Source organism: Bacillus cereus group sp. MYBK245-2 (genome assembly GCF_051916145.1).
GTDB classification, from domain to species: domain Bacteria; phylum Bacillota; class Bacilli; order Bacillales; family Bacillaceae_G; genus Bacillus_A; species Bacillus_A pacificus.
Map to the genome: position 1 here is coordinate 13,972 of NZ_JBQAGB010000029.1, position 19,796 is coordinate 33,767.

Here is a 19,796-nt window from a genome sequence, read left to right on the forward strand (position 1 = left end):
TTTAAAAATAAAAAATTGACTTTTTTCTTAAAATTCAATATGTTCATAAAAACATCTGTTTTTCATAAGTATAATTAACCTAAATGGTTTTGGAATTTGGGAAGGAGAATGTAGCTTTGAAAACATTAGAACTACAAGAGCGTTTAACTGAAATTTTTCAGCATTTACATGAAAACCCTGAAGTGAGTTGGAAAGAGTATGAAACGACAGCGTATATTACTAACTTTTTAAAAGAAGAAGGAATTTCATATAAAATATTTGATGATTGCCCAGGCGTGATTGCTGAAATTGGAAGCGGAAATCCTGTTATTGCGATTCGCGCTGATATGGATGCACTTTGGCAAGAAGTGAATGGAGAATTTAAAGCGAATCATTCGTGTGGTCACGATGCTCATATGACGATTGTAATGGGACTTATTTTACAATTAAAGAATATGAGATGGAAAAGTGGTACAGTTAGATTTATTTTTCAGCCAGCAGAAGAGAAAGGGAATGGCGCTTTAAAAATGGTAGAGAAAGGTGCTGTGGATGATGCGGATTTCCTATTCGGTGTTCATTTGCGCCCGATTGAAGAACTATCTTTGAAACAGGCTGCCCCATCAATTCGTCACGGAGCAGCAGGATTTTTAGAGGGTACGATTCACGGAGAAGATGCACATGGAGCACGCCCACATCAAGGGATAAATGCAATTGATGTTATTTCCATGATTAATATCGGTTTGAAAAACATATGGCTACCACCGCAAAGTTCCTATTCAGTAAAGATGACGAGGTGCCAAGCTGGTGGTGATAATTTAAATATTATTCCGGGTAACGGGCATTTTAGCTTAGATGTCAGAGCGGAGAGTAATACATTATTAGAAGAATTGAAGAAAAAAATAGAGCATGTCATAGAAGCAGCTGCATCGATGGGATCGAAAACTTCATATGAGTGGATTGATCTCGCGCCAGGAGCTGAAGTTTCAGAAGAAGCTGAGCGATTTATGCGTAAAGGTATTCTTGAAGTGTATGGGGAAGATAAATGTACGGGGCCACTTTATACGACAGGAAGCGATGATTTCCATTACTACACAGTGAAGAAACCACATTTAAAAGCTGTCATGCTTGGATTAGGAGCAGACCTACAACCTGGATTACACCATCCGTATATGAAGTTCGATCATAGTTGTATTATGGATGGGGTAGAAATATTAAAACAAACTGTATTGAAAGTGTTAGAAGACAGGGGCTAGGGAGCTCCTGTTTTTTGTAGGAACTTGTCGTTAAGTCGATATCCTTTGTCGAAACGTCGATATATTGAAAAAATCGTCGATATAATTTCACGTACCTATTAATTCGATGAAAAATGAGCATCCAGTACATGGTGTATAATAATAAGTACCATTTCTTAATAGGAGAAGTTGAATGAACGAACAATATTATGATGCAGTTTTAAATATAAAAACAGTCGGTGAGCAAAAAGGATTTAACAAGTCTATGCATTATCATCGTTATGAACCGACGCCGTATAGCGGATTAGATGAGTTATTGAATCAATATGAAATAAGAAGTAGCGACCAGATTGTAGACTTTGGATGTGGAAAAGGACGATTGAACTTTTATATGCACCATAAGTGCGGTGCTTCAGCGATTGGAATTGAAATGAATGAAGAGTTTTATAAAGAAGCGTTGGATAATCTTGATCGTTATGCACGCAAGGTAAGAAACAGTAAAGATAAAATTGGATTTGAATGCTGTTTAGCGCAGGAATATGAGATTGATCCACGTGATAACCGATTTTATTTCTTCAACCCATTTTCTGTACAAGTATTTATGAACGTAGTAAATAACATTTTACTTTCTGTAGAAGAAACGGGGAGAGAAGTGGATATTATTTTATATTATCCTTCTGAGGACTATATTTTCTTCTTAGAAAATCAGACTGCGTTTGAGCTGAAGAGGGAAGTAAGATTGCCTAGGGCTTATGAGAAGAATGGGAATGAGAGGTTTTTAGTGTATAGATTGGAGTGTTAATGTATGGGTGCTTGGGGAGTAGCAATATTATCAGACGATATTGCTGAAGATATTAAGTTACTATATAAGGATTTGTTAGCAAATGAATATTCAAATGAGGAAGCAAGTAGGATTGTAATTGAGGAGTACAAGAATGAATTAGATGATGAAGAAACTATTGCCTTTTGGTTAGTATTTGCTTCCATACAATGGAGGTTAGGGAGACTTCAAGAGAATGTTAAGCAGGAGGCATTGCAAATAATAGAGAGTGGTACAGATTTAGCTCGCTGGGAAGAAGAACCTAAATTACAGAAGAAACGTGAAGTAGTTTTAAATAAATTAAGAGAACAGTTAAATTCTCCGCAGCCAGAAGCGAAAAAAGTACCGAAGAGATTTATAGCTAATACTTCTTTAAAAGCAGGTGATGCTGTTAGTTATGAATTAGTATCGGGGAATTATATTATCCTTAAAGTCATTGAGATTGTTGAGGAATGGCATGGAGATCGATATCCTCTGTTCGAAATGTGTGATTGGGAAGGAAAAGAGGTTCCTTCAAAAGAAGAAATAGACCAATTAGAATTGAAAATAAAGATTTATGAGGGTGGAAAACAGGAAGTTGTAAAAATTGCTATTTATCCGGCCGGAAAAAGAGACAGCACATTAAAAAGAATCAAAGTAGTGGCAGAGGATGTAAAAGTAGTATTGGATATAGGGTCGCCGTATACAATACTATGTTGGAAGGATTTTGACGACTACGTAGATACATTGTAATAAAAAAGACGCATTACCTAATTGGTAATGCGTCTTTTACTCACGTCTATATTAGTTACGGATTAAGTAATCAAATGCACCTAAAGCTGCGTTTGCACCTGAACCCATAGAGATGATGATTTGTTTGTACGGATTATTTGTACAGTCACCTGCAGCAAATACTCCTGGTACGTTTGTAGCACCGTGCTTGTCTGTTACGATTTCACCGCGAACGCGTTCAACTGTTTCGCCTAACCAGTCTGTGTTTGGAACAAGACCGATTTGTACGAATACACCTTGTAATTCAATATGATGAACTTCTTCAGTTTCACGATCAATGTAAGAAATACCGTTTACTTTATCAGTACCAGTAATTTCTTTCGTTTGAACGTTTTTCAGAACAGTTACGTTTGGTAAGCTGTTAAGACGTTCTTGTAATACAGCATCAGCTTTTAATTCTGGCATGAATTCAAGAACAGTTACGTGCTTAACAATACCTGCTAAGTCGATAGCTGCTTCAATACCAGAGTTACCTCCGCCGATAACTGCTACGTCTTTTCCAGTGAATAATGGACCGTCACAGTGTGGGCAGTATGCTACACCTTTATTTTTGAACTCAGCTTCACCTGGTACGCCAACATTACGCCAGCGAGCACCTGTTGAAACGATTACGCTCTTACTTTTCAGAATAGCGCCGTTTTCAAGCTCCACTTCAATAAGGTCTTTTTTCTCTAAACGTTTCGCACGTTGTAGATTCATTACATCGATGTCGTATTCTTTAACGTGCTCTTCAAGACTTGCTACTAGCTTAGGACCTTCAGTGCGTTTTACGCTGATGAAGTTCTCAATACCCATAGTATCCATTACTTGACCACCGAAGCGTTCAGCAACGATACCAGTGCGGATTCCTTTACGTGCTGCATAAATTGCTGCACTTGCACCAGCAGGGCCGCCACCAACAACAAGAACATCGTATGGATCTTTATCAGAAAGCTCTGATGCATCTGGACCGTTACCCATTTTAGCTAAAATTTCTTCAAGTGTCATACGACCGCTTCCGAAAGATTCGCCGTTTAGGAAAACTGTTGGCACTGCCATGATGTCTTTACTTTCTACTTCCTCTTTGAATGCAGCGCCATCAATCATAGTATGTGTAATACCAGAGTTAAGAACGCTCATTACGTTAAGAGCTTGTACAACATCAGGACAGTTATGACAACTTAGGCTGATATAAGATTCAAAATGATATTCGCCTTGAATGTTTTTAATTTGATCGATTAATTTTTGTTCAACTTTTGGAGCGCGTCCACTTACTTGTAGTAAAGCTAACACTAATGAAGTAAATTCGTGTCCTAATGGAATACCAGCGAATACGACACCAGTGTCTTCACCAGGGCGGTTTACGCTAAAGCTTGGTGTTCTCTCTAATTCAACTTTTTCTACTGTAATCTTAGATGACATAGTAGCTAATTCGTCTACTAGAGCTAACATATCTTTAGATACGTCATCGTCTCCTGCGCTTACTTTAAGTAAAATATCGTTCTCCATTAATTGAAGATATTGGGATAGTTGTGTTTTTATATCTGCATCTAGTATCATTTTGATCGAACTCCTTAGATTTTGCCTACAAGGTCAAGGCTTGGTTTAAGTGTTGCAGAACCCTCTTGCCATTTAGCTGGGCAAACTTCACCTGGGTTGTTACGTACGTATTGAGCTGCTTTAATTTTGTTAACAAGAATGCTTGCGTCACGGCCGATACCGTCAGCATTGATTTCCATAGATTGGATAACGCCGTCTGGATCGATGATGAATGTACCACGAGCAGCAAGACCTTCTTCTTCCATTAAAACGTTGAAGTTTGTAGTGATTGTGCGAGTTGGGTCACCAATCATGATGTACTCGATTTTACCGATAGTTTCTGAGCTATCATGCCATGCTTTGTGAGTGAAGTGAGTGTCTGTAGATACAGAGTATACTTCAACGCCTAACTCTTTAAGAGTTGCATATTGGTTTTGTAAGTCTTCAAGTTCAGTTGGGCAAACGAATGTGAAGTCAGCTGGGTAGAAACAAACTACACTCCATTTTCCTTTTAAACTTTCGTCAGTAACTTGGATAAATTCTCCATTATGGTAAGCATTAGCTTTAAACGGTTTTACTTCTGTGCCGATTAATAACATATTAAAATTCCTCCTAAATGTTGGTTTTGAGCATCAAAAAATAGTGTGCTCATAAAATATATTTTTTAATTAACTATAATAATTCTAATTCGATATTAATTATCATATAGAAGTGGTTATTTTGTCAAGCGAATAAACGAACTTTATATCAATTTAATTAATATTTATTCTCAATTAAGGATAACAGGGAATGGAAAGGTAATTTTAAGTTTATAAATTTTCAATGAGTGCTTGAAAGAGTAGTGTGTATGTTAGAGATATGATGTAAGTATAAATTCTTAGGAAGGAAATATTTCTTAGAAGTTGTCTTTTTGAAAAGGAACTGCGTATTTCTATTTTACAAAGAATTGTGTGATAAATAAAATAAAATGAACTAGAATCTTTTTGAACAATTTTTGTCCTCTCAAATATATAATTAGGAAGTATATTGCAATGATATAGAAACATTGACTCAAGATATTAACAAGATATAATAAAACCTAGATATACATTTCAAAAAGAAGAACATATATTATAGGATGAAAGATTTAATCCTATTATTTTTTATAGCTTTTAGAAAACGCTTACAATTAGTGTGGAGGGGAAACCATGTCTAAGTTCACGAAGTATTTTTTAATGGAAGCTAGCGATGTGATTGTATATGTGAAAGAGAAATTATGTAAGTTTGAACATGCAAAGGGGCTAAAGTGTAAAGAAATAGGTGATGGATTGGTTACAATCGACAATGGTAGAGGTAATTGATTTATTTAAGAAGAAGTTTTTAGACGCTTGGGATATTCATGTGCCAGAGATTATGGCGAAGGAAGAATGCTTTAACGAAATCTATTTACAATCTGTATTAGAGGATACAGCTGCGGTGACGGGTCTTGAGTTAATTCGTCGTATTGTTGGGCTAGCGAAAGTAAAAGACATTACTTGTATTGAGAATGAGGAAGCACGTGCTAGAGCGGAACGTATTTGTCTTCAAGTTGCAAAGAAATTTATTTTACGAGCGAATCAATATAAAACAGGTACAAGCTTTGTAGAAACGTTAAAAGAACAGTCAATGCACTACGCGAAGTAAGGGGAGAAGATGATGGAAGAGCAATTAATACCAATCCAGTGGAAAGAGATGCTTCTGAAGTGATCAATCGCTTCGGGCAATATTCTGCTCCGAAAGAAAGTAAAGTATATAATCCAGCATTTGATGTCACGCCATATGAAAATGTAACAGCGATTATTACGGAAAAAGGGATTGTAAAAGCACCGTTTACGGAGAACTTAAAAAAGCTATTTCAATAAGTAGATAGAGTTAAAAAGTCAGTCATCATAAGCTTCATACTGAGGGGGATGTATATGTTATTACAAAAAGAGAGAGAAGAAATTGTAGCGTATGGAAAGAAAATGATTTCTAGCGGTTTAACAAAGGGGACAGGCGGTAATATTAGTATTTTCAATCGCGAGCAAGGTCTTGTTGCCATTAGCCCAAGTGGTTTAGATTATTATGAAACGAAGCCTGAAGATGTAGTTATATTAAACTTAGATGGCGATGTAGTAGAGGGAGAGAGAAAACCATCGAGCGAACTCGATATGCACCTTATTTATTATAGAAAGCGTGAAGATATAAATGCGCTTGTGCATACACATTCTCCTTATGCGAAGACGATTGCATCATTAGGATGGGAACTGCCCGCAGTATCGTATTTAATTGCTTTCGCAGGCCCTAATGTTCGTTGTGCACCGTATGAAACATTTGGTACGAAGCAATTAGCAGAGGCGGCTTTCGAAGGGATGATTGATCGCCGTGCTGTTTTACTTGCGAATCACGGTTTAATTGCGGGTGCAAATCATATAAAAATGGCATTTACCGTTGCAGAAGAAATTGAGTTTTGTGCGCAAATTTATTATCAAACGAAAAGCGTCGGAGAGCCTAAGTTATTGCCAGAAGATGAGATGGAGAATTTGGCGAAGAAGTTTGAAGGGTATGGACAGCAATAAAATGAAACAAGAAAGACCCTCAAGATTTGACTCTTGAGGGTCTTTCTATGCTTTCTTAAGCAACAAATACATAAAGTAAGGAGCACCAATTAAAGCGACAACAATACCTGCCGGAATACCGTTAGGCTCAACGATATTTCGTCCGATTGTGTCTGCTAATAGTAATAGCCATCCGCCAATTAAAAGGGCGATAGGCATGAAGATTTGATGCCTTGGACCTACTAAAGATTTTGCGATGTGAGGAGCCATTAGTCCAATAAAGCTAATTCCTCCTGTTACGGAAACAGCTGCAGCTGCAAGCGCAACGGCCGCCACTAATAAGTATCTGCGTTCTTTTTCAATTTCAATTCCAACGCCAATTGCGACCGGTTCGTTTAATGCTAGAATGTTTAATCGGTTTGCCTTATAGAAAACAAACGGAATGAATACGATTAACCATGGAAGCATTGCTAAAACAAAGATCCAGTCATCTCCCCAAATGTTACCGGCAATCCATTTGGCGATAAAGTCCACTTTCATACGATCTGCGGATGAAATAAGGACAATCATCATTCCAGATAGTGCAAATGCAAAACCGATACCGGTTAATGTTAATCGCACCGGCTGAAGTCCAGTTGATTTACTATATGAAAATACGTAGATTAGAACAGCTGTTAGAAATGCTCCAATAAATCCAACGACAGGTAGTAAGTAAAGAAATGAACCTACATCTATTGGAAAGTATAAGAAGAAAATAGCAACAGCAACACCGGCCCCAGAGTTGATTCCGAGAATACCAGGTTCAGCTAAATCATTTCGGGTAAGTCCTTGCAGAATAGCTCCTGATAAAGCGAGAGCCATACCAGCTAATAATGTAATGACAATTCTAGGGAGTCTTAATGAGTATAAAACGAACTCCTCTTTAAAAGTTCCTTGTCCCATTAATGTTGGGAGTAGTCGATCATAAGATAAAGACGCTGAACCGAGCCCCATTCCAATTACAATGGTTGTAATGGTTAGTATAAGTAAAGCGAGTATAATAAGACGTTGTTTTCTTAAAATAGATGGGATCATGAGAACATTTTTCCTCCTTTACGTACAATGAATAGGAAGAATGGTAATCCTACAATTGCGACAATAGCAGCAACTGGTGTTTCGTACGGAGCGTTAATGGTACGTCCGATTGTATCTGCAAGTAGCATAAAGGAAGCACCAGCAATTGCTGACATCGGTATAACAAATCGGTAATCTGGACCGACAATTGGGCGTACCATGTGAGGTACCATTAAACCGATAAATGCCATATTTCCGATAAGTGCTACAGACGCACCTGCAAGTAAGATAATAATGATAAATAGAATGGTTTTAATAACAATAATTTTTTGACCTAGTCCAATAGCTACTTCTTCACTGAAACTAAGAACTGTCAATTTTTTTGCTAGTAAGATAGCGATAAAGATACTAATTGAAATGACTGGAATAATAATTTTTAATTGTCCCCAAGTTGTTCCAATTACGCCCCCAGCAGTCCAAAGTGATACCTCTTGTGAAATTTTAAAATAAATGCCGACACCTTCTGAAATTGCAAGCAAAAATGCTGAAACGGCAGCACCAGCTAATACAATTCGAAGAGGGGAGAGTCCACCTTTTTTCATCATGCCAATGCCAAATACCATAATTGCGCCAATTGCAGCACCTATAAAGCAAGCAAATGTTAAGTAAAGATAGCTGATGGAAGGGTTGAAGGCTAGCGTTAACGCAAGTGCAGCATTTGCTCCACCAGATAATCCTAATAATCCAGGGTCTGCAAGTGGATTTCGTGTTAATCCTTGCATAATTGCTCCAGAAACAGCAAGTCCAGCCCCTACAAAAATAGCAGCAACTTCACGTGGTAAACGTATTTCGCGAATAATAGATATTTTGTCCCCTTTAGCGGAGGAAGTGAGTGCTAACCATACGTCTTTTATAGAGGTATCTGCCGCCCCTAATACCATTGCCACCATAAAAATAAGAAAGAATGCGATTATGCTTAAAATTAGTTTGTATGTAAAAGCTATAGAACGTGGATTGTCATGATCTTTTGTCATTTGTTTCACATCTTTTCTGTTTATAGAATAAAGGAAGAGGAATTCTTAAATTAAGAATTCCTCATGTTTGTATTATTTACCAAGAAAGCTTTTCTTAAAGAAGTCTAGTTGGAAATCTAATGTAAGTGGATCATTGAAATAGAATTCCATCATGTTTGCTTCGTATACGCGATTATTTTTTACTGCTGGGATGTTTTTATATGATTCTGTCTCTTGGAATGAGTTATCAGTATCTTTGTTTTTACTTATGATTAAGTAATCACCAGCAAACTCAGGTAATACCTCAGTAGATAATGCGTAATATCCTTCTTTTAATGCTTTTTCTTTTACTTTTTCAGGCATTTTTAATTTCATTTCTTGGTACAGAATTTCTGTTCCACGGCCCCAGTTCTCGCCGTATACATAAAGCTGTTTGTTGAAGTTTTCTACAACAGAAACTGTTGCATCTTCACCGATTTTTGCTTTAATTTCTTTACCAGCTTCTTGTGCACGTTTCTTGAAGTCATCAACCCAAGTTTTTGCTTCTTTTTCTTTGTTTAATAACTTACCAATTTCTAAATGCTGTGTTAAGTAATCAACTTTTCCGTAAGTGTATGTTACAGTAGGAGCGATTTTCTTTAACTTATCAACATTTTTAATATTTGATAAGCCAATGATTAAATCTGGATTTAGTTCAGCGATTTTTTCAACATTTTCATCTGATACTTCAGCAACATTTTTAAGTTTGCTATCAAAACGTGGGTTTTGTTTAGACCATGAATCTACCCCAACAAGATTTACTCCTAATGACATTACGTTACCAGCGAATGATGATAAAACAACAACACGTTTTGGATTTGCAGGAACTTCTACTTTTTTACCATCTTCAGATTGGTATGTAATTGTTTTTGATTTGCTACCTTTTGCATCGTTCTTTTTGTCCGTAGAGCCATTGCTGCAAGCACTCATAACAAAAACGAAAAGAACTGTTAGTGAAATAAATAACTTTTTCATCGTCTGTCTCCTTTAAATAGATGATATGTGTATACAATAAGTTGTTTAACTGCAATCTTTTTGAAAGAGTAGTGTTAATGCAAAATGCTTATTAAAAATCTTGAATATGAGATTTTACAATATAGTATTAACCATAGTAATGAAAGAAGATGTAATCTCAAATTTGCTAATTATTAACAAGTTGATAATGATTATCACTATTGATTCTTTAAATAATATAATTTTATCTAGTTGTATTGTCAATAGTAATTTTAATTGTAAATTTTGCGGAAACAGGTTATATTTTATTGAGAATGATAATCAATGATTAGTAGCTGAGGAGTGAAGGTTAATGAATAGAGAAGAATTGTTTGATGTAACCGTGATAGGCGGGGGACCTGCAGGGCTTTATTCAGCTTTTTATAGTGGACTCAGAGAGATGAAAACAAAAATAATAGAATTTCAACCACAGTTAGGTGGAAAAATACATGTTTATCCGGAGAAAATGATTTGGGATATTGGCGGATTATTACCGATTACTGGTGAAAAGTTAATTGAGCAACTTGTACAACAAGGGTTAACATTTCAGCCGGAAGTTGTATTGAATACAAAGATAGAATCCATTATTCGTAATAAAGATGGTATTTTTACGTTAAAAACAAACACTGGAGAAGAACATTTTTCAAAAACAGTGATCGTTGCAACTGGAAGTGGTATATTAAATCCACAAAAGTTATCCATAGAAGGTGCGGAGCGATTTGAAGTATCAAATTTAAACTATACAGTTAAATCGTTAAAACGTTTCAAAGATAAAACGGTCATTATTTCAGGCGGAGGTAACTCTGCAATTGATTGGGCAAATGAGTTAGAACCAATTGCGAAAAAAGTTTATTTAACATATAGAAAAGAAGAATTATCGGGTCATGAGGCGCAAGTAAAACAACTTATGAACAGTTCAGCAGAATGTTTCTTTAATACATCAATTACAACATTAATCGCTGGCGATAACCATGAAGCGATTGAATATGTAGAACTAACAAATCACGAAACAGGAGAGGTTTCTCAGTTAGCTATCGACGAAGTTATTATTAATCATGGATATGAACGTGACATTACATTATTAGAAAATAGTGAGTTAGACGTTGCGATTATAGATAATTATTATATTGCAGGGAATGCAAATAGTGAGTCTTCAGTAGATGGATTATATGCTGCTGGGGATATTTTAAAGCATGAAGGAAAATTACACTTAATTGCGGGAGCATTCCAAGATGCTGGAAATGCTGTGAATAAAGCGAAACAATTTATTCAGCCAGATGCAAGTGAGTATGGAATGGTTTCTTCGCATAATGAAGTATTTAAGAAGAGAAATCGTGAATTGATTAAGCAGATGATGAAATAGTAAAGGAACAAGTATACCCCCATTTACTTCTCTATTCGAATGACGAGAGAGGTAAATGGGGGTTTTCCTGTTTACTATATTTTCAATCATTATAATGACACCGGTTTCATCAGTTCATGTGACATGAACATTTTATTTGTGAATCTTCCTAGAAAATAATGAATCTATGTTTTGCTGACGCAGAACAGTATTACATTATGCTGTTCCTTTAGCTCGTTCGTTAGGAAATGGCATATTTAATATAGAAGCAATGTACTGTTTTCCATGCATTCGAGCTAATGATTCTAATATTTGGCGAACACGTTTTGTAAGATGACCTTGTTTTTTTATTTCCTCACAATATGCGTCATAGAAAACGTATTTAGCCCAAAGGAAATCATCTTGTTGGAATAAGAAATGATTTTTGTACCATTCCCCAATTGTATGGTAACAATTGTTTTCCTGTATTGCTGCGCTTTGAGAAAGAATACGATCAGATAAAGATGCAGTTAAATGAGAAATTGTGTTTTCTGTTTCAATTTGTAATGTTCTTTCTAACATTGTAATGATGTGACGAGTAGCCATATGTTAACTCTCCTTTGTGTAAATGGGTAATACCATTCTATATTTAAAAAATTCTTACTATATACTATTATACAATATATGGAATGCATCTACCTGCTTTTTAGGTTGCATTTACAAAATCTTTTTTATTTGTTTACAAAAATAAAGTAAGATACAGTATATAGGAAAAAATAATAAAGGAATGAACGAGTTGTATATAACAGTAGAAGAAGCTGCGGAGTATTTGAATTTACCAAAGTCGTATATTGAAGAGTTAATTCAGCAAAAGAAAATTCGTGCACTATTTGATGGAGAGCAATATTTATTAAATAAAGAACAATTCAATACACATTTAGAACAAATGGAGAAATATAAGCAATTAGTGGAAGAAATATTGAACGAACCAATTCCAGAAGATATGGATGTTAAAGACGAAGATTAAACGATGGGAAATCCCGTATGAAGGTATGCAGAAATGTATCTTCATACGGGATTTTTTCGTCTCAAAGTATCAAAAATTTAAGGAGGCTTTAGGGTTTTTCAGGATTTTAATAGGTAGTAGTCTACCATGTTAAAAGCATATTTTTTTCTAGCTAGGACAAACATAGAGAACGTAACCTGTACAGATACATATACTATCAGTGCAAAAGCTTATAAATTAATGGAAGGGGTTTTCTCGTGAGTTTATTTCATTGTGATTTCTTGGAAGATTTAATTGGATCTTTTGTGAGAGTAAACAGGGGTGGTCCAGAATCTCAAAAAGGAACAATAGTCGCAGTATGTTCGGATTACTTTGTATTAAAGAATGAAAAAGGAGAGCTCTATTACTATCAGATTCGTCATCTGAAAAGCATTACAAAAAATGTGAAAGATTGTAAAGCAGATGATTGTGGATGGTTGGAATGTGAGTGTGAAGGTGACTTTGAAAAGCTACTTCAAAGTTTCAAGTATCGCTGGGTGAAAATTAATCGTGGTGGCCCAGAGAAAGTGGAAGGTATTTTACAAGATGTTTCTTGTGAATTCGTGACATTAATTGTAAAAGAAGAAGTTATATTAGTTGCAGTATCTCATATTAAGAGTGTCACAGTAGCGTGCGAAGAGAGCGAAGAAAGTAATAATGAAAGCTGTTGTTCAGGTCGAGAGCGCGCACAAAGACAATCACGTAGAGGAAGATAATAAGAAAGGAGGATATGAATTTGGAGAGTGTATTATGCTGTGAGCAAATTAAGTGCTTAGTCGGTGAGACTGTAAAAGTAAATCTTCGTGGCCCAGAGAGTCGAGTGGGGGTACTTGTATCGTTAGGAAGAGATTACCTTACATTACAACTTCCTCTTGGTGAATTAGTATATTACCAATTGAAACACGTAAAGAGTCTAGTGAAGAAAGTGAAAGAAAGTAAATGTGGCGATTGCTATGTTTCATGTTTCTGCTCTGATGATGATACTTTTGTCGATGTATTACGTGACTTGAAGTATAAGTGGGTAAAGATTAATCGTGGCGGCCCAGAGTGTGTAGAAGGTTTATTAAGTGAAGTGCATGACGAATGTATTACACTAGTAAACTGTGATGAAGTGATTTATATCATTAATTATCATATTAAGAGTGTGAGTCAGATAGTTAAATGTAAAAAGAATGAAGATGAATAATGTTTAATAAATAAGAGGGGCATTATGAGGGAAAGAGAAGAACAATTTCTTATTTCGATAGTATGAAAAGGAATTACTTACTATTAAGACAGAACTTTGCCCTGATTATTTTTTTACCGAAGACAGGAAAGAAGAAATTCATAGGAAGGAGGATATAGATGAATGAGTTGAATAAAAATATTGGAGAAAATATATATATTAAATTAATCGGTGAAAAAAGATTTAAAGGTGTATTAATAGACGTAGGAAATGATATCGTTGTTCTTTACAATGGACAAGACTACGTATATATATCTTTATATCATGTACAACATTATAAAATTTTACGACCACATGATGAAGAAGTAGCAAAACCAGATGTTGATTCTGTCATTAAGAGAGAATCTCCTTCAATTTCTTTGAGGAAAGTATTAAGTACCTCTAAAGGGATTTTCACAGAAATTTATGTAGCTGGAAATGCTCCAATACATGGATATGTTACAAGTGTAATGAACGATTATATCGTTTTTTATAGCCCGGTTTATAAAACAGTGTATATATCTTTAAAGCATTTGAAATGGTTAATTCCGTATAAAGAAAATCAAGTGCCTTATGCCCTCAATAAAAATGAACTCCCCGTGAATCCATTAAATATTACGTTAGCTCGAACTTTTGAAGAACAGCTTATTAAAATGGCTGGCAAAATCATGGTGTTCGATTTAGGTGAGGAATCTAATAAAATCGGAAAGATGGAAAAAATTGATGAAGGTCATATTGAAATATTAAAGGCGCGTGATGCGAAAATGTATGTAAATATTCAACATGTAAAATCTGTCCATTGTCCGTAAGTTAATTGAAAAGGCTGGCTTTTTCTTTTATATGTAGAAGAAAAGGTCGAGCCTATTTGTTTAGGTCGATTTGAATATGAGGGGAAAAATGAATTGAATATAAATATGTTAGTATGACTGTTGAAGAGGAAATTTTGTGCGAAATTATAAAAAATATGTACGAGCTATCTTTTGATGTATTCAATTTATTTTTTTGAGGGAGAACTGCTTAACTAATATATTAAAGGGGTTTTGTTGGTGGAGCAGTTTCCAAATTCGTTATCGATTACATTAATTGGCAGTGCTGGTGGAGCAGCAAAAGCAGTTTTAGCGATTTTAAATCAAGCGATAGTAAATGAAAAAGACCCGATTTATGAAGTGATAAAGAATGTTACATTTTATTTGGTTGATATAAAACAAAAAGATAGGACGTATTATGACGAGTTGTTTCCAAATTTGGAAGATCAATTGTTTTTATCCGAAATAGATCTCCAAGATGTAGTGACATTTAAAAAACATTTAAAAGAAAGTAGTACGAGTGTTGTGATTGATGTTTCAGGGGCAGATACGATCAGAGTATTAAGCTGTTGTAATGAACTTGGAATTTGTTATATTAATTCAGCTTTGGAAAACGAGGCAGTAGATCAGGACGATAGTTTAATCGGCTTTCAGCTTACGGAAAGATATACGAGATTTGAGAAGGAAAAAGATAAATTTAAAAATACAAAAGCAATTATAGGCTCAGGTATGAATCCAGGTGTCGTTCAATGGATGGTTGTTGAACTTATGAAGGAACGCCCGAATGAAAAGCCAAGAGCATGCTATATAGTAGAACATGATACGTCATTTTTGAATGATACAGCACTTATAAAGCCTCATACACTGTATGCTTCATGGGCAGTAGAGCGATTTCTAGATGAAGCGATATGGAGTTATCCGATGTATATGAGTCATCATCGTCCTCTTTACTTTTATGAAGATGTATATGCTTCAGAGTATAAAGTAAAGTTGGGAGAGAAAGAATTTTATGGTTGTTTGATGCCGCATGAGGAAGTTTTAATTTTAGGGAAAAACTTTAACATGGAAGTAGGGTTTCTTTACCGAATTAACGAGTATACAACAAATATAATTAGACAGAACTTAGATAAGGTAGAAGATCTATGGAATTGGAATCGTAAAGTATTTAATCCAGCTGAAGAAGAGATTGCGGGCGAGGATCTAGTCGGTGTATTACTCGTTTATGAAAATAGCGAGACCTATATGTATAACGTGATGAATAGCAGTCAAGTTTTTCATAAATATAAAACGAATGCGACATACTTCCAAGTAGGATGTGGCATTTATGCTGGCTTGTGTAGTTTACTGTTCGATAACTTTAAACAAGGTGCCTATTATGTAGAGGAATTATTATTAAATACAGAAAGTAAGTACGGAGAATATTTGAATTTATATATGAATGATTTTGTAGTTGGTGGAAATGACTTTACGGATGGATTGCTACATGATCGAGTAAGGTGGATATAAATTGTGATGAAAAGGAAGGGGAAATCTCCTTCCTTTTCTCGTTATAAGGTTACAGATTGCTCTGAAAGTAATTTCATACTTATAATTTAATGAGATAATATGTAGAGTTTTTGTATTGATCATGAGGAGTAGCAAGGAAGTATTGCGATTCAAAGTAGCGGAGAGCTAGGAATGAAGGTGGAGATTTTTTTACCGATAGCATAATGCGCTAGAAGAAAATATTTTTCAGAAAAGTGTTCTTGTTGCGTAAATATAAACATTTTATAAAATGTTTCAAGAAGGGTTTTTTTTATAAAATACTTCGTTTATAATGGAGGAAAATATCGACATGAGATTTGTTATTCATGTAACGGTTCGGTAGTGTTAGAAAAAGAAGGGGTGCACGCGCATCCTTTTTTCTATGCAGATATTATGAAAGAGGTGGTATGATGGAATTAACATTAAATTCGACTGTATGCTTGCACACAATTCAATTTCGAAAAGAGCAAAAGAATTATATTGTAAAAGATACAATTACAGGAGAAAAATATGAAATGCCGCCACTTTGGATTGATGCATTGGCAATGATGCGTGACGGTTTTTTATTAGGGGAAATTGAGGAGAAATTAAAAGAAGAGTATCCGGAAGAAGAAATAAATATGTTAGCATTTACGAGGCAACTGTTAGAGCTAGAGCTTGTCGGAATGGTCGATGGGGAAGAAATAGCTTGTACAAAGAAGAAAGAGAAAGATTATTTAGCTTGGTTACGTCCTCGTGTTGAGCAATTCTTTCTTAGTTTAAATAAAAGAAATAGAAGCAAAGGTCAATGATGATCTTTGCTTTTTTGTATAGTTTGTTTAAAAAATTACAGCGAATGCTCTTGTGAAAGCACCGTCGCTATTTTTAATTTTTAAAGGTGCCGCTGAGAAAAAGAAACGTTTCGCATTAATGGCATCTAAGTTTGTTAAGTTTTCGATTAAATAAATATTATTCCCAAGTAGTATGTGATGAATCGGTGATGTTTCTGTCGTTACCTCGTCAGGAGAAATGAAATCTAAACCGACAGATTTTACTTTTAATTGAACTAATTCTTCAGCTAATTCTTCGGAAAGATAAAAGGCTTCTTGTTCATACGCTTCTGTATTCCATTTATTAGATAGGTTGGAATGGAAAATGACAATATCACCTTCTTTTATGTCAGCATTGTGTAATACTTCTTTAGGTAGTTTTCGTTCTTGTACATGAGTTACATCAATAAGAACAGCTTCACCTACAAATTGATCTAGGGGCAATTGATCAATAGTCGTTGCGCCTGAAATGAAATGAGCAGGAGCATCACAATGTGTACCAACATGAACGACAGAATGAAAATCTGTAACTTGATATCCTGTCTCTTCAACACTTGTAATGGCTTCTAAATTGATTTTTGGTGTTCCAGGAAATTGAGACATATTGTTTTCAAATGTTTGGGATAGGTCAATTACTTTCACTTTAAATACCTCCAAGTATATATTTTAAAATATAAAAAACTCACCTTTCATAATCAAGAAAGATGAGTTTTGCACACAATAGTTACGTTTTATCTTTCAAAATGCAATGCATTTTGCAGGAATTAGCACCTATTCAGTTTGTATAAACTGAGGTTGCTGGGCTTCAAAGGGCCGGTCCCTCTGCCTCTCTTGATAAAGGTATATTCAATTTAAAGTTCTGAATTTTCGTGATAATAAAATTGTAATTCATTTCCTTTTTCTGTGCAACACAAAATAGGTATTCACCCAAATAAAGTTGCTCGCATATTGTAGCTTATGTAAATAGAATGCTGCGAAGGAGTGAGTGCAGTGACAGGGAATGTATTGAATTATTATGCTGGTGGAAATACAGCTAGAGGATTTCATAATTTATATGAAGAGAATTTAAAAGGACTAAACAGATTATTTATTTTAAAGGGTGGACCTGGAACGGGAAAATCTTCTTTAATTAAGGCAATAGGTCGTGAATGGGTTGAAAAGGGATATGATATTGAATTTTTACACTGTTCTTCTGATAATAAATCGGTTGATGGTGTCATTATCCCGAAGTTAAAAGTAGGAATTGTTGATGGAACATCACCGCATGTTATTGAGCCCAAAATGCCAGGAGTTGTCGAGGAGTATATTAATTTAGGGATTGCTTGGGATTCAGATAAGTTAAGAAAGCAGAAAGTGGAAATTGAACGATTTGTTTCAGAAGCAAGCAAAGCTTTTCAAGCTGCTTACGCTCGTTTTAACGAGGCATTAGTTATACATGATGAGTGGGAGAAAATATATATTAGTAATATTGATTTTAATAAAGCGAACGAACTAACCGAGCAGCTCATTCAGAAATTATTTACAGATAGAGTTGGGAAACAATCGCTTGTGAAACATCGGTTTTTAGGAGCAGCTACACCGAAAGGAGCAGTTGATTTTGTTCCTAATTTAACAGAAGGATTACCACATCGTTATTTTATAAAAGGACGCCCAGGTTCTGGGAAATCAACAATGCTCAAAAAATTAGCTAAGGTAGCAGAAGAAAAAGGATTTGAAGTTGAAGTATATCATTGTGGGTTTGATCCAAATAGTCTTGATATGGTTATCGTAAGAGAATTAGGGTTTGCGATTTTCGATAGCACCGCACCACATGAATATTTTCCGAGCCGTGAAGGTGATGAAATTATAGATATGTATGCCCTTATTGTAACACCAGGGACGGATGAGAAGTATGCGGAGGAAATTCGTGACGTCTCTATTCAATATAAAGCAAAAATGAATGAGGCGATGTCTTTTTTAGCGAAAGCGAAATCAGTTCGTGATAAATTAGAACGAATTTATATTGCTGCTATGGATTTTTCAAAAGTAGATGCATACAAAGAGGAGATTCAAAAAGAGTTTGAACGAATTGCGGTTAGTGTAACTGAAAAGAACAAGTAAAAAATAACGAATTTTGACAGGCTGTCGGAAATTTTCTGACAGCTACTTTAGTATGTAGTAAACTTAGTAATATATTTGTCGAATTTCCAAGGAAATAATCAAAAAATGGAGAGGGTATGAAATGAGAGAGAAAATTAAGTTGGAGTTAGAACGAATTGAGAAAGAAAATGATGTGAAAATTTTATTCGCTGTGGAGTCAGGGAGTCGTGCATGGGGATTTCCATCAAAAGATAGTGATTATGATGTTAGATTCGTTTATATGCACCCGGTAGAATGGTATTTATCCATTCATGATAAACGAGATGTAATTGAGTATCCGATTAGTGATGATTTAGATATAAGCGGATGGGATATAAAAAAAGCGTTACAACTATTTGCAAAGTCAAACCCAGCTTTACTCGAATGGATTCGATCACCCATTTTTTATTCGAAAAACTCTAATTTTCCAGAACAGCTTCAGCAAATGAGTGAAAAGAATTTTGATCCAAAAGCAACGATATACCATTACTTACATATGGCTTCAAAAAATTATCGTGAATTTTTGCAAGGTGAGAATGTAAAATTGAAAAAGTACTTTTATGTATTGCGTCCTATTTTGGCTTGTAAGTGGCTAGAGGAGAAAACAACTTTGCCTCCTGTAGAATTCGATCGATTAATTACAGAATTATCAATAGAGCGTAGCGTATTAGATGAAATTGAACGGTTGTTAATAAAGAAAAAGGCAGGTACTGAATTAGATGTTGGATTGAAAATTGAGGTGTTGAATCAATTTTTAGAAGAACAAATTCATTACTATCAGCAATACGTAAAAGGAATTGAAAAGGGATCAGGGATCGATATTGAGAGTTTAAATACATTGTTTCGAGATATGTTGTTTGCGGTATACGAAAAAGAGCACAAGTAAGTGAAGTGACCCCTAAAAGTTAGACACGGTTATTTCATTAGGCAGCTTGATCCAAATGAGTCCGGTATTGTACCGGGCTCATTTTTAATTTTGCCTTAATCCGTTTCGTA

The 19,796-nt window shown here is 35.1% G+C and carries 21 protein-coding genes, 2 pseudogenes and 1 riboswitch; of the genes and pseudogenes, 16 read left to right on the forward strand and 7 right to left on the reverse strand.

The window, feature by feature from the left end; translation table 11 throughout:
• The first annotated feature begins 116 nt into the window (after positions 1-116).
• From ACTFRN_RS27450 to ACTFRN_RS27460, 3 genes are all read left to right on the forward strand, one after another.
• Positions 117-1,232, forward strand: a complete 1,116-nt coding sequence (locus tag ACTFRN_RS27450) for a M20 peptidase aminoacylase family protein (RefSeq protein ID WP_000853528.1) — start codon at positions 117-119, stop codon at positions 1,230-1,232.
• Positions 1,233-1,404: 172 nt separating this feature from the next.
• Positions 1,405-2,013, forward strand: a complete 609-nt coding sequence (locus tag ACTFRN_RS27455) for an SAM-dependent methyltransferase (protein WP_088106365.1) — start codon at positions 1,405-1,407, stop codon at positions 2,011-2,013.
• Positions 2,014-2,016: 3 nt separating this feature from the next.
• Positions 2,017-2,763, forward strand: coding sequence for a hypothetical protein (locus ACTFRN_RS27460; RefSeq protein ID WP_014893355.1), 747 nt, complete (start codon positions 2,017-2,019; stop codon positions 2,761-2,763).
• A gap of 51 nt (positions 2,764-2,814) precedes the next feature.
• Here ACTFRN_RS27460 and ahpF read toward each other — a convergent pair whose 3' ends face one another.
• Complete coding sequence (gene ahpF / locus ACTFRN_RS27465; RefSeq protein WP_000599490.1) at positions 2,815-4,341, reverse strand: alkyl hydroperoxide reductase subunit F; 1,527 nt, start codon at positions 4,339-4,341, stop codon at positions 2,815-2,817.
• A 14-nt stretch (positions 4,342-4,355) separates the two neighbouring features.
• Complete coding sequence (ahpC, locus tag ACTFRN_RS27470) at positions 4,356-4,919, reverse strand: alkyl hydroperoxide reductase subunit C (RefSeq protein WP_000924422.1); 564 nt, start codon at positions 4,917-4,919, stop codon at positions 4,356-4,358.
• A gap of 588 nt (positions 4,920-5,507) precedes the next feature.
• Here ahpC and ACTFRN_RS27475 point away from each other — a divergent pair.
• From ACTFRN_RS27475 to ACTFRN_RS27490, 4 genes and pseudogenes are all read left to right on the forward strand, one after another.
• Positions 5,508-5,660, forward strand: coding sequence for a 5-methylthioribose kinase (locus tag ACTFRN_RS27475; RefSeq protein ID WP_014893354.1), 153 nt, complete (start codon positions 5,508-5,510; stop codon positions 5,658-5,660).
• A pseudogene (locus ACTFRN_RS27480) lies at positions 5,623-5,982 on the forward strand (5-methylthioribose kinase); the annotation flags it as partial. The gene ACTFRN_RS27475 and the pseudogene ACTFRN_RS27480, both read left to right, overlap by 38 nt.
• Positions 5,983-6,023: 41 nt before the next feature.
• Positions 6,024-6,200, forward strand: a pseudogene (locus tag ACTFRN_RS27485) (S-methyl-5-thioribose-1-phosphate isomerase); the annotation flags it as partial.
• A 54-nt stretch (positions 6,201-6,254) separates the two neighbouring features.
• Positions 6,255-6,896 carry an L-fuculose-phosphate aldolase gene (locus ACTFRN_RS27490; protein WP_000926546.1) on the forward strand — a complete coding sequence of 214 codons (642 nt, stop codon included), beginning with the start codon at positions 6,255-6,257 and terminating at the stop codon, positions 6,894-6,896.
• Between the two features lie 45 nt (positions 6,897-6,941).
• Here the strand turns inward: ACTFRN_RS27490 and ACTFRN_RS27495 are convergent, their stop codons facing one another.
• Genes ACTFRN_RS27495 through ACTFRN_RS27505 form a run of 3 tightly spaced genes read right to left on the reverse strand, consistent with a single transcriptional unit; the run spans position 6,942 to position 9,955 of the window.
• A complete protein-coding gene (locus tag ACTFRN_RS27495; RefSeq protein ID WP_000613093.1) occupies positions 6,942-7,949 on the reverse strand; it encodes a FecCD family ABC transporter permease in 1,008 nt (335 codons plus the stop codon).
• On the reverse strand, positions 7,946-8,986 hold the full coding sequence (locus ACTFRN_RS27500) for a FecCD family ABC transporter permease (RefSeq protein WP_049112339.1): 1,041 nt from the start codon (positions 8,984-8,986) through the stop codon (positions 7,946-7,948). Before ACTFRN_RS27500 ends, ACTFRN_RS27495 begins: the two co-directional genes overlap by 4 nt.
• A gap of 48 nt (positions 8,987-9,034) precedes the next feature.
• A complete protein-coding gene (locus tag ACTFRN_RS27505) occupies positions 9,035-9,955 on the reverse strand; it encodes an iron-hydroxamate ABC transporter substrate-binding protein (RefSeq protein WP_000732558.1) in 921 nt (306 codons plus the stop codon).
• A gap of 331 nt (positions 9,956-10,286) precedes the next feature.
• On the opposite strand from ACTFRN_RS27505, the gene ACTFRN_RS27510 reads away from it, so the two are divergent.
• Positions 10,287-11,336, forward strand: coding sequence for an NAD(P)/FAD-dependent oxidoreductase (locus ACTFRN_RS27510; RefSeq protein ID WP_001078269.1), 1,050 nt, complete (start codon positions 10,287-10,289; stop codon positions 11,334-11,336).
• Between the two features lie 195 nt (positions 11,337-11,531).
• Here ACTFRN_RS27510 and ACTFRN_RS27515 read toward each other — a convergent pair whose 3' ends face one another.
• Entirely contained in the window at positions 11,532-11,900 is a 369-nt protein-coding gene (locus ACTFRN_RS27515) for a hypothetical protein (RefSeq protein WP_000235489.1), read from the reverse strand.
• 181 nt (positions 11,901-12,081) lie between these two features.
• Here ACTFRN_RS27515 and ACTFRN_RS27520 point away from each other — a divergent pair, with 181 nt between their 5' ends.
• The 6 genes from ACTFRN_RS27520 (at position 12,082) to ACTFRN_RS27545 (ending at position 16,664) form a co-directional block, all read left to right on the forward strand.
• Positions 12,082-12,321, forward strand: a complete 240-nt coding sequence (locus ACTFRN_RS27520; protein WP_001004507.1) for a helix-turn-helix domain-containing protein — start codon at positions 12,082-12,084, stop codon at positions 12,319-12,321.
• A 236-nt stretch (positions 12,322-12,557) separates the two neighbouring features.
• On the forward strand, positions 12,558-13,055 hold the full coding sequence (locus ACTFRN_RS27525) for a hypothetical protein (protein WP_000051516.1): 498 nt from the start codon (positions 12,558-12,560) through the stop codon (positions 13,053-13,055).
• Between the two features lie 20 nt (positions 13,056-13,075).
• Complete coding sequence (locus ACTFRN_RS27530) at positions 13,076-13,525, forward strand: hypothetical protein (protein WP_000446705.1); 450 nt, start codon at positions 13,076-13,078, stop codon at positions 13,523-13,525.
• A gap of 158 nt (positions 13,526-13,683) precedes the next feature.
• Entirely contained in the window at positions 13,684-14,352 is a 669-nt protein-coding gene (locus tag ACTFRN_RS27535) for a hypothetical protein (RefSeq protein WP_014893350.1), read from the forward strand.
• A 237-nt stretch (positions 14,353-14,589) separates the two neighbouring features.
• Positions 14,590-15,855 carry a hypothetical protein gene (locus ACTFRN_RS27540; RefSeq protein WP_014893349.1) on the forward strand — a complete coding sequence of 422 codons (1,266 nt, stop codon included), beginning with the start codon at positions 14,590-14,592 and terminating at the stop codon, positions 15,853-15,855.
• 428 nt (positions 15,856-16,283) lie between these two features.
• Entirely contained in the window at positions 16,284-16,664 is a 381-nt protein-coding gene (locus ACTFRN_RS27545) for a hypothetical protein (RefSeq protein WP_000424113.1), read from the forward strand.
• A 27-nt stretch (positions 16,665-16,691) separates the two neighbouring features.
• Here the strand turns inward: ACTFRN_RS27545 and ACTFRN_RS27550 are convergent, their stop codons facing one another.
• A complete protein-coding gene (locus tag ACTFRN_RS27550; RefSeq protein WP_000862961.1) occupies positions 16,692-17,324 on the reverse strand; it encodes a cyclase family protein in 633 nt (210 codons plus the stop codon).
• An 86-nt stretch (positions 17,325-17,410) separates the two neighbouring features.
• Positions 17,411-17,523, reverse strand: a riboswitch (SAM riboswitch).
• Between the two features lie 149 nt (positions 17,524-17,672).
• Between ACTFRN_RS27550 and ACTFRN_RS27555 the strand changes: the two genes are divergently transcribed.
• Positions 17,673-18,782: a PRK06851 family protein gene (locus ACTFRN_RS27555; protein ID WP_014893348.1), complete on the forward strand. Its 1,110-nt coding sequence runs from the start codon at positions 17,673-17,675 to the stop codon at positions 18,780-18,782.
• Between the two features lie 121 nt (positions 18,783-18,903).
• A complete protein-coding gene (locus tag ACTFRN_RS27560) occupies positions 18,904-19,686 on the forward strand; it encodes a nucleotidyltransferase domain-containing protein (RefSeq protein WP_049113706.1) in 783 nt (260 codons plus the stop codon).
• The last annotated feature ends 110 nt before the right edge of the window (positions 19,687-19,796 follow it).